7 protein-coding genes are annotated in these 9,846 nt (G+C 58.6%); 5 read left to right on the forward strand and 2 right to left on the reverse strand.

The genetic code is table 11. The features are described from left to right. Positions 1-309 precede the first annotated feature (309 nt). The 4 genes from RISK_RS00530 to RISK_RS00545 all read left to right on the forward strand — a co-directional run bounded on the left by RISK_RS00530 (position 310) and on the right by RISK_RS00545 (position 5,869). Positions 310-1,803, forward strand: coding sequence for a tetratricopeptide repeat protein (locus tag RISK_RS00530; protein WP_236695911.1), 1,494 nt, complete (start codon positions 310-312; stop codon positions 1,801-1,803). A 35-nt stretch (positions 1,804-1,838) separates the two neighbouring features. Beyond that, a complete protein-coding gene (locus RISK_RS00535; RefSeq protein ID WP_047812317.1) occupies positions 1,839-4,070 on the forward strand; it encodes a polysaccharide biosynthesis/export family protein in 2,232 nt (743 codons plus the stop codon). Between the two features lie 81 nt (positions 4,071-4,151). Further along, positions 4,152-5,435: a diaminopimelate decarboxylase gene (locus RISK_RS00540; RefSeq protein WP_047812289.1), complete on the forward strand. Its 1,284-nt coding sequence runs from the start codon at positions 4,152-4,154 to the stop codon at positions 5,433-5,435. Positions 5,436-5,506: 71 nt separating this feature from the next. Then, positions 5,507-5,869, forward strand: a complete 363-nt coding sequence (locus tag RISK_RS00545) for a 2Fe-2S iron-sulfur cluster-binding protein (protein WP_047812290.1) — start codon at positions 5,507-5,509, stop codon at positions 5,867-5,869. A 479-nt stretch (positions 5,870-6,348) separates the two neighbouring features. On the opposite strand, the gene RISK_RS00550 is transcribed toward RISK_RS00545, so the two are convergent. Further along, a complete protein-coding gene (locus RISK_RS00550) occupies positions 6,349-7,722 on the reverse strand; it encodes a sulfatase-like hydrolase/transferase (RefSeq protein WP_047812291.1) in 1,374 nt (457 codons plus the stop codon). 21 nt (positions 7,723-7,743) lie between these two features. After that, positions 7,744-8,202, reverse strand: a complete 459-nt coding sequence (locus tag RISK_RS00555) for a hypothetical protein (protein ID WP_047812292.1) — start codon at positions 8,200-8,202, stop codon at positions 7,744-7,746. Between the two features lie 149 nt (positions 8,203-8,351). Between RISK_RS00555 and RISK_RS00560 the strand changes: the two genes are divergently transcribed. Continuing rightward, complete coding sequence (locus RISK_RS00560) at positions 8,352-9,701, forward strand: 3-keto-disaccharide hydrolase (RefSeq protein WP_047812293.1); 1,350 nt, start codon at positions 8,352-8,354, stop codon at positions 9,699-9,701. Positions 9,702-9,846 lie beyond the last annotated feature (145 nt).

The following is a 9,846-nucleotide window of genomic DNA, read 5'->3' on the forward strand; positions in this document are numbered from 1 at the left end:
CTTCAAAAATCATCCCCGCCAGGAACGGGCTTCGATTGGTTCCTCTTTTTTCGGAGCCAGCATCCCGCAGAGTCCGCCAGGTCCGGATATGCCGGTTGTGCGAATTTGCCCCCGGGTAACGGTCACGCGTGTTCGACCTGTTGATTCCACCCCGTGGTCACCGCTCGGTGTGCAGAAGATCCCGCGGACTCGTCGATACGCCGGATAGCTGGTCACCGTCGCCTGACTTTCGTGCATCGCAGGATGCCGAATTTCGATCTTCGAAGCGACACGTCTGGCACGGTTCGCAAGGACCGTGGGGATTCAAGGATGAACACCCCTCCGAAACACGCTGGGACTGCGATGGATCGCAACATGAAACCACGAATGCAGGCAGATCAGAACCACGTTGATCGATTCCGCAAGGATCGATCTCGTCGTGGTTTGCTGGTCCGACGTGTTTCGTTGGCAATCTTGATCGCATCGGTGAGCGTGTCGGCACAGGCAGGGGACGGCTCGACGTCTGGCCGAGTCTGGCAACCGCGACCGCTGGCATTGCCACCCACCTCCGCGACGGCTCCTGCCTGGAAACCACCGACGCCCCAGCCCACCGTGGTGGCGCCCTCGCCGCCACCCGTCACGATCATCATGACGGCCCCGGCACCACCCGCGGAAGAGCCACCAGCGATCACGCGGCGCCGCCAAGCCAACCGGGGCGGCAGTGCAACTGCTTCGCTGGGTCGATCGCAACAAACGTTCTCTCGACCGATGCCCGCTTCGGACCCAATCAACCATCACGCTCGGACAGCAGAACTGGCTCAGTCCGCGGTCGATCAGCTTCGCAGTGCCCACTTCGCTGCTCGGCGAGGTGCGTTCCATTCGGCGAAAGAATCCGCAACGCAGACGCTTCGGATCATTGCTTCCCTGCGAGATTCGCAAATGGGAGGCAACCTGCACACGTCTCAGCTTAACGAAGCGATCACTGCCATTCGTGAGTCGACCGATTTCACCGGACGTTATGGACCGGTCGACCAAGCCGCCCTGCAGCGATTGGTGGACGTGCACAAGACGCCGGCGCTGCACGGTGTGAACACATCCTCGTTGACCGCCGAACGCGCGATCGAGGCTTACCTCAACCACGCACGGCAGCGTTGGGTCGAGGCCACCGTGGGCGGACCGCTTGCGGCCGAAGCGACCCTGATTCTGGCGGACTTGGAAGCCGCAACGCTGACCCCGCAATCGTCGGATTTGACTGAGTCTCGCTCGCGTTTGCATGCCTCGGAACTGGCGTTGATGTATCGGCGTGCGGCGGTTGAAATTGGTCCCGACAATCCACAAGCCACGGCGGAGCTCGGGCGCAACTTGCTCCGTCGATCGATGCCCGCGATTGCCAAGGAGTTGTTGTTGTTGAGTGTGCAGCAGAAACCAACGCGACAAAGCGTCGAGGATTTGATGCGAGCGGCAAGCCAATCCGGAGACGCCCAGTTGGCCGCGGAATGCCAGCAGCAACTCGCGTCAACGAACCTGCCCAGCGAACTGCCCATTCAAGTTTTGTCGCCGACACAATTCTCGAAAACGAACCAGCAGTTTGCGGCGGCGAATTCAACCCCCACTCACTCACTCAGCAGTCAAGCTAGCGCGAGGGCAGGGCAGTCGGCTTACCCGCAAACGGCGTCTCGTCCAACCTCGCGGAACTCGGTCGGCCAAGGTCACTTGATCGTGCCAGCACAAAACGGTCGTTCGGTGCAATCGCGAATGGTTGATCCGTCGATGCCCGCCGCTCCTGCTCGTTCGACAACGCCCCGCAGCGGTCTGTTTTGGTAATGCAAGCCAACGCCCTCACCGTCCACCTGATTTCGATGGATCGTCCCATGAAACCAACTCGTCTTCGATCGGCGTTTCGTCGCGTTTGCCTGGCAACCGGACTGTTGTTGCCATTGGTCTTCGTGGGGGCCTTGTCCGCGCAGGAATTGGTCGCGCCGGGACAAGCGACGCCCGAAACCAACCCGCGTCCGACGGTGCTGGGGAGCAACACCGGCACGTTGCCCACCCCGTCGTTCGACATGGACAACCTGCCTGACAGTCCGCCGGTCAATGAAGATGAACTGCTGGAGGTCAACTCGCTGCGGGATTATCGGCAGCGTTTGGAAGAGCACAACTTGCGGGCCGAGCAAGCCAAGCTGGAAGCTCGTGCACGTTTCGAATCACGCTCTCGCGATTTGATTCCCGGGCTGCCGTCCCAACCCGCCCCGCCGGAACCGACCGCGACACGCAATGACACGTTGCCGGAGGCGGTCCCCGCACCCTCACCGGCCCAAACCTTGGCTCCGCCACCCGTGCCGCCTGCAGCGAAGGTTCCAACACCGAAGCTGCCATCAGCCCAGCAAGCAACGGACAAAGAGAAGCTGCTGGAACTGCCGCCACCACTGCGTCCTCGTCAGCCTCAAGCGGACCGAGCGGTTCCCCCACGCCCACAGCGATTGGGCGGCAGTGCACCGGCAACCAGCCAGGATGAATTGCCGGAGTTTCGTCCTGTTCCAACTCGCAATCGGCTTCAGCCATCGGAACGAACCGAGCCGACAGCGCCCAGCGATCCTTCCAAGCGTCTCGAAGCGTTGATGGAAGAGGACACCGCGGTGGAATCGTCCAGCGATCTGGAAGCCCCGCGGAAGTCACCCGCGCCGGAGGCTCGTTCGACTCGGCCTGTCGCTCCGCCGACGCCTCCCGTGAAACGCACAGAAGGAAGTCAACCAAAGCGTGAGCCGGAGCCGAGGGAGCCTGCAACGGAACCGGAACCTCGTTCGCGGTCGGTGATCGACACCGAGGCAATTGACTCGAAGCAATTTTCGACAAACTCAAGCCGCAGTGGATCCGCTCCAGCTCGCAACATGGGAACGCCTTCGTGGCCGGACTTGATGCAGGACGAAGTCACGCGTTGGCCCTTGCCCGCGTCGTTTGCGTCGCACGGCGGAGGCCCCTTGTCGGGTCACCCCAGTTCAGTCACCTGCTCGACGTGTGGTGGGTGCGTTGATCGCAATGGAGTTGGCGTCGAACGTCTGAGCAAGACCATTGGGCTTGGCACTGGAACCCATCCTGCCTGTCAGTGCTGGCGTTGTCCTCAAAGCATGCCATTCAATGTGGATGGACCCGGCAACTATCTCGGACCGGCACGCAGCACGCCGGTGCACGAGTATCGATTGCGTAGCGGCGACCAAGTTCAGTTGACGTTCTTGATCAAAACCGTTCGTTCGGTGGGTGCTTATCGTTTGGTTGTCGGTGACGAACTGCTGATCGAATCGGAAGCGGATGAAAAGCTGACCCGTGGAACGCTGGAACGTGGATTGGAAATCCAACCCGATGGAACGATCACGCTGCGGTTCATCGGTCAGATTCACGCTGCCGGACAAACCATCGATCAGCTTCGTGAATTGCTCAACGAACGCTACGAGGAGTACTACCCTGATCCGTCGATCGATGTGACTCCGGTCGCAACCGGCAACATCGCACGACAAATTCGGGAAGCCATCAGCGGCTCCGAAGGGTTCAACCCTCAGCAAACCGTGCAAACGATCACGCCCGAGGGAACGCTCCGCTTGCCTCGGCTGGGAGCGGTGCCGGCGCAAGGTCTGACGCTGAGCGAACTGAAGCGTGAAATCATCCTGCGATACGATTCGATGTCGGCTGGTTTGGACGTGGAAGTCGTTTTGGAACAACAGGCTCCCCATTACGTGTATGTCCTTGGCGAAGTCACCACACCGGGCCGATTCGAGATCGATGCACCGACGACCGTGCTCGGTGGAATCGCCTTGGGTGGCGGGTACGTGCCAGGGGCAAACCTGCGTCAGGTCGTGATTTTCCGTCGCGGTCCGAACTGGGAATTGCTGTCCACAATGCTGGACCTGCGTGGTGCGATGATGGGCAAGGACTCTCGCCCCGTCGACGAGATTTGGTTGCAAGATGGCGACGTGGTCATCGTCCCCCCCAGCCCGATTCGGTTGTTTGATCGCTTCGTCAGCCAAGTTTTCACCGAGGGCGTTTACGGGATCGTGCCCTTCAGCGGGTTTGGGTTCTCGTTTGGAGATGGGAACTGATCGGTTTTCGAAAGTTGCTCCGGCGACTATTCTTTCGGGTACTCCACTCGGAACACCTTCAACCGATTCCTGAGCCCACAGATGCATTACCAACCATTGCCGTTCGATCGCGAATTGATCGACCGAATCATCGAAGAAAACCCCACGCCATTTGTCCTGTATCACGAAGACGGGATCCGTGCACGGGCTCGCGAATTGACCGATGCGTTCGCCTGGAATGAAGGTTTTCAGCAGTATTTTGCTGTCAAAGCCACCCCGAACCCGCACATTGTCGCGATGATGGCCGAGGAAGGTGGCGGGGCCGATTGCAGCAGCGTGGCCGAGCTGATCACCTGCGAGCGTCTGGGCATCACCGGCCAAGACGTGATGTTCACGTCCAACAACACCACGATGGATGAGTTCGAGATCGCCAACAAGCTCGGCGCGATCATCAATCTCGACACCCCGCATCACATCGACCAAATCGCTCAATTGAGCCCCTTGCCGGAAATGGTTTCCTTCCGATTCAATCCGGGGCCAGAACGCCAAGGCAATGTGATCATCGGTGATCCCAAAGAAGCCAAGTTCGGCAGCACCCGCGAACAACTCATCGACGGGTACCGTCGCTGTGCCGAGCTCGGCATTTCGCGATTTGGGTTGCACGCGATGGTGGTCAGCAACGAACTGAATATCGAAGCGTTGTTGCAAACCGCTGAGATGTTGTTTGAACTCGCCGCCGAAATTCATCGCGAAACCGGCATCTCGGTTGAGTGCATCAACCTGGGTGGCGGAATCGGGGTGCCTTACCAGCCCGGCCAAGAACCCGTTGATCTGCCCGCCTTCGGGGATGGTGTTCGCAAGCTTTACGAATCGATCTTGGTTCCTGCAGGAATCGCTCCGGTGCGAATCCTGATGGAAAACGGTCGTGCGATGACCGGGCCGTTTGGCTATCTGATCACCAAGGTCATCAATCAAAAATCGTCCTACAAAGACTACGTCGGCGTGGACGCTTGCATGAGCAATTTGATGCGTCCGGGCATGTACGGGGCGTACCATTACATCACTGTGATGGGCAAGGAAGACCAGCCCGCTGATCGCACTGTGGATGTGGTCGGATCGCTCTGTGAGAACAACGACAAATTCGCCATCGATCGCAAGCTGCCTGCCACCGAAGTCGGTGACATCGCGGTCATCCACGATGCCGGTGCCCACGGCCACAGCATGGGATTTCAGTACAACGGTCGTCTTCGGTCCGCTGAGATCGTGTTCAACGACGCGGGTGAGTTTCGTGCGATTCGTCGCGCCGAGAACTTCGATGACTACTTCTGCACGGTGGACTTTGATTCCGTCAAAGTCGATCGCAAGCAGTCTGCCACCGTTGGCTAACCAACTCTTCGTCCGCCAGGCTTTCGAGCCCATCGACTGATTTCACCACCACCATTTCCGATTGAGACTCCATGCCCAAACTGACTGTCGAAAACGTTGGCACCTTTGATGTCCCTGCTGGCAAACGATTGATCAAAGCCTTGGTCGAAGAAGCGGGCACGGACCAATTGCACGCCTGCGGTGGCGTTTCCCGGTGCACCACGTGCCGGGTGGAATTCGTGGAAGGGGAACCGGAGCAGATCACAGCGGCGGAAAAAGAAACTCTCCGCGTTCGCGAAGTGACCGAACCCGGTGTTCGGCTCAGTTGCCAGATCAACTGCGATCAGGACATGACCGTTCGGGTGATCAGCCGGCTCGAAGGCAGCGGTCGCAAAGACCAAGGCGGCGCGGTCGCCGACGAGATCGAGCCCGCCCCCGAGTGGACCACGAAGTAGTTCACTGAAAAGTGGCGTTGGCTCGCGAAGCAGGTGCGCAGGCGTCTTCGGGTGTGTGAGCCATTCGGCGTTAGCCACGGTTCCATCGCACAACCGGGGCGATCGCTGGACCGCGAAATGTTTTCTGTTGTAGAGCGTATTCGTTTGCGCAAGTTTTCATCCCGGTAGGGATGTCAGATGGTAGCCGTCGGTAAGCGACAGCGCCACCGACGGACATGCAACCCGCGTCGCCACTCTCCATCCCGCCGTGGCCGATGGCCACGGCGGGATGGAGAGTTTTTTGGGTGGCTCCGTTTCCGGGGGTACGCTGCTACGCAGTAACCCCCGGCTACCATCTGAAACCCCTACCGGGATGAAGAACCAGAGGAGCCGGAATAAAAATTGCATTCGTTATCGGACGGCAATAGCAAACATTTCGCAGCCCAGGCGAACGCCCAAATGGCTCACATGGTTGTTTTCAATCATTCCTACCAACCTGCTTAGCGAGCTTGGGGCGGGACGATGTCGGCGAACGAGTCGATCTTGGCCTGCAACCTGGATCGAATGTCTTTTTGATCATCGGTCAAGGATTGCAGCGGCGACTGTTCGGTGCGATCCATCTCGACATCGAAGAACGATCCATCGCCATACAATTTGTAGCGTTGATTGCGAGCGAATTCGCGAGCCTTCTTGGGACGTCCGTTTCGTTCGTACCACATGAACATCGACTCACGGCCCTGGCCCTCGATGCCACGCAGCACCGGCAGGAAACTTTGGCCATCGAGGGACAGTTTCGCTGGGATCTCAGCCGCACCAGCATCACACATCGTCGGCAAAAAATCGCTGAAGTCGATGATTTGCGATGTCACGCGTCCCGGCTGAATCACGCCCGGCCACTTGGCAATGCAGGTCACGTGGTTGCCCGCGTCGACCATCTCGCCTTTGGCACCGACGACCTCACCAAACCGAGTCTGAGTGACGATCGGTTTGTCGGTGCCGTTGTCTCCAGTGAAGATCAACACCGTGTTTTCGCGAATGCCGAGTTCACCCAGTTTTTGATCGATCCGGCCGACGATCGTGTCCACGTAAGCCACCATGTCGCCGAAGTATTTCGGTTGGCCTTTGTAGGTCTTGGAGCCGTGTGAAGAGAGGTCCCAATCATCTGATTCAGGCGTGGGGCAAAACGGGCAGTGCACCAAAGCCATGGGGTAGTAAGCCAGAAACGGCTGGTCGCGATTTGTTTCCATGAAATCGCAGAGGAAGTCGGCGAACAAGTCGGAAGAAAACTCGCCTTCGTTGTGATTCTCTTCCGTTCCATTTCGTTCGAGTCGCGGGTTGGGATAGCGCGTGTCCCGTTTTTGGTTGTCCACTCGTCCGCGAGTGTGCTGCCACAACAGTGACTCTTCGAACCCAAAGTGCTGGGGGGAATCCAGTTCGTTTCCCAGTTGCCACTTGCCCGCGATGCAGGTTCGATAACCGGCGGACTTCAACAGGTGAGCAAACGTGGTTTGTTTTCGGTCGAGCGTTCCAAACTTCACGTAGTTTCGCTTGTTGGTCATGCCGGTCATCAGCTTGACTCGCGACGGCGTGCAGATGGGTTGCGAGTAACAATGTTCGAACCGCAAACCTTGGCTGGCGATCCGGTCGATGTTGGGCGTTTGATAGTCGAGCGAACCGTTGGCACCGATGCATTCAAACCCCATGTCATCGGCCATGATCAGCACGATGTTGGGGCGGTCGCTTGATCGCGGTGGACGGGGTTCCTCGGCCGAAGTTGTGCCCGTGGTGAAGACCAGTGAGCAGGCCCAGACGGCAAGCGTGGACCACGGCGTTCGTTTGAGCATCCTGTTTCGCAGATCAGTGTTTGGGCTCATCGGTTCCAGCTCGGTTGAAGGTCACTTGCTTCGAAAGATTCGCATCACACCCGTCAAAAGTGCCAGTGCGCCGAGTGCCGGTGCGATGGCCAGGATCAGCCTCGGCTGAGCGGCGACCACGACGATGCCAATCACGCCGGCGACCGCCAGTCCAGGTGGCAACCATCGAGCAGGCCGTTTGAGCGAGTCCCAGGCCAACCACAAGGCGCCCAGGACCAACCCGACTCGCAGCAGGGCGGCAGCCACAAAGGCGTGGGTCGAAGCCGATCCCAGCGTTTCTTCGCCGATGCCTGCGAAATAGAACGCTCCCCCCAGACAGAGCATGGTCGCCGAGAGGATTCCGATGACATTTCGCCGCCACGAACGCTCGGGTGTCGAAGCGGAAGTGTCCACCGGTTCACGTTTTTTCCCGCTCTCTTCACGCGAAGTTTCCACCGCTGCGGCGATTATCTTCAGTGCAATGCGTGAATAGTTTGGCATGGCCACCCTGGGCGGGAATCTCGGAGGAAAGCAATTCCTGGAGTATACTGAGAATCCGCTGAAGGTGCCCCGGCAATCTGCTGATCGTGCCCCGGCATCCTCCCCGTTCACCATGAACTTGCTTCCCCCCCCATCCAACAATCCATCGAATGATGAAATCATCCTGGCTCACGTCCCTCCGTCGTGCCCGTCCCAAGTCATGGGCGATCGCTTCCCTGATCTGCGCCGGCGCCTGCTGTGGTCATCTCGCCACTGCCGACGATGCACCAAAACAACCGGCGCCAGTGGAGACCGAAACGCAAGCTCCGGCGACCGAAATGCAGCCGCTCTTCGACGGCAAATCGCTCAGTGGATGGACCAACCCTTATGAATGGGGCAAGACCGAAGTGGTCGATGGTGAAATCCATCTGACCGCCGACAAAAAGTTCTTTTTGGTGACCGAGAAGGTATTCCACGACTACGAATTTGAGGGCGAGGTCAAGCTTCCCGAAGGCCAATCCAACAGCGGCTTCATGGCTCGTGGGCAGGTCAAGCCGAACGAAGTCTTTGGCTACCAATCCGAAGCCGATCCCACTGATCGTCGTTGGTCGGGCGGATTGTACGATGAGCGTCGCCGGCAGTGGCTCAATCCATTGTGGGAGCAACCCGAAGCCCAAGCCGCGTTCGATCGCGATCGCTGGAACCGCTATCGAATCCGCTGCGTCGGCAATCACTTGCAGTTCTTCGTCAACGATGTCCCCACCACCGACTACTTCGATCCCGTTGATCTGAGCGGCCGAATCGGGCTGCAGCACCACGGCGAAAAAGGCCAGACCTATCGGTTCCGCAACCTGAAGGTGCGCAACCTGGGTAGCCACGAGTGGAAGCCTTTGTTCGATGGCAAATCGTTGGACGGATGGGAAACCGTTGGCGGTGGCACCTGGACGGTCGTCGATGGCATCTTGCAAGGCCGCGCCAGCAGTGAAGCCAACGAACCCAATGGCATGCTGTACAGCAAGCACCCGATGACCGATGGAACCTATCGCATTGAATATCGATTCAAAAAGGGCGACAGCGGATTCTTTGTTCGCAGTGAGATCACTGAGAACAAACCGTTCGTCAAAGGTGTTCAGTGCGAGATCGACAACTCCGATGAAGTTGGCGGTCTGTACCAAACGGGCGGAGCAGGGTGGTTGGTTCGTCCGCTGCACTACCTTGAATCGGGGTTCCCTCAAGACCGTCATGCCGTTGTCAATCGACACTGGAAACAAGCCCGTGAAGGTTTGCAACTCGACAAGAAACCAGTGGTCTCGAACGACGATGAAACGCCTTGGAACATGATGACCGTCAGCGTTCATGGCAAACGCATCGTCGTGCATTTGAACGATTGTCTGGCCGTTGATCACGTCGTCGAAGACTTGGCAGATGCCGGAGTGATCGCCTTGCAATTGCATGGCAACCAAGACCTCGAAGTCGACTTCCGCAAAGTCGAAATGCTGGTCCCAACCAGCGAAGAGTAGAGCGAGGGTTCCGGGACGCTTCGCGACCCCCGGCTACCCTCTTTCACCGGAGGTCGTGCAGTTTTCTGGTGCTGGGTTTTGGCGGGTTTCTGCAGCAACCACCCATCACAACCCGACGCGTGAGCGAGGGACGCCCCCAACTCCC

Source organism: Rhodopirellula islandica (assembly GCF_001027925.1).
Taxonomy (GTDB): Bacteria; Planctomycetota; Planctomycetia; order Pirellulales; family Pirellulaceae; genus Rhodopirellula; species Rhodopirellula islandica.

What these genes read in the sequence shown, in the direction of transcription:
- RISK_RS00530 (WP_236695911.1), top strand. Translation starts at nt 310, where the DNA reads ATGAACACCCCTCCGAAACACGCTGGGACTGCGATGGATCGCAACATG.
- RISK_RS00535 (WP_047812317.1), top strand. Translation starts at nt 1,839, where the DNA reads ATGGATCGTCCCATGAAACCAACTCGTCTTCGATCGGCGTTTCGTCGC.
- RISK_RS00540 (WP_047812289.1), top strand. Translation starts at nt 4,152, where the DNA reads ATGCATTACCAACCATTGCCGTTCGATCGCGAATTGATCGACCGAATC.
- RISK_RS00545 (WP_047812290.1), top strand. Translation starts at nt 5,507, where the DNA reads ATGCCCAAACTGACTGTCGAAAACGTTGGCACCTTTGATGTCCCTGCT.
- RISK_RS00550 (WP_047812291.1), bottom strand. Translation starts at nt 7,722, where the DNA reads ATGAGCCCAAACACTGATCTGCGAAACAGGATGCTCAAACGAACGCCG.
- RISK_RS00555 (WP_047812292.1), bottom strand. Translation starts at nt 8,202, where the DNA reads ATGCCAAACTATTCACGCATTGCACTGAAGATAATCGCCGCAGCGGTG.
- RISK_RS00560 (WP_047812293.1), top strand. Translation starts at nt 8,352, where the DNA reads ATGATGAAATCATCCTGGCTCACGTCCCTCCGTCGTGCCCGTCCCAAG.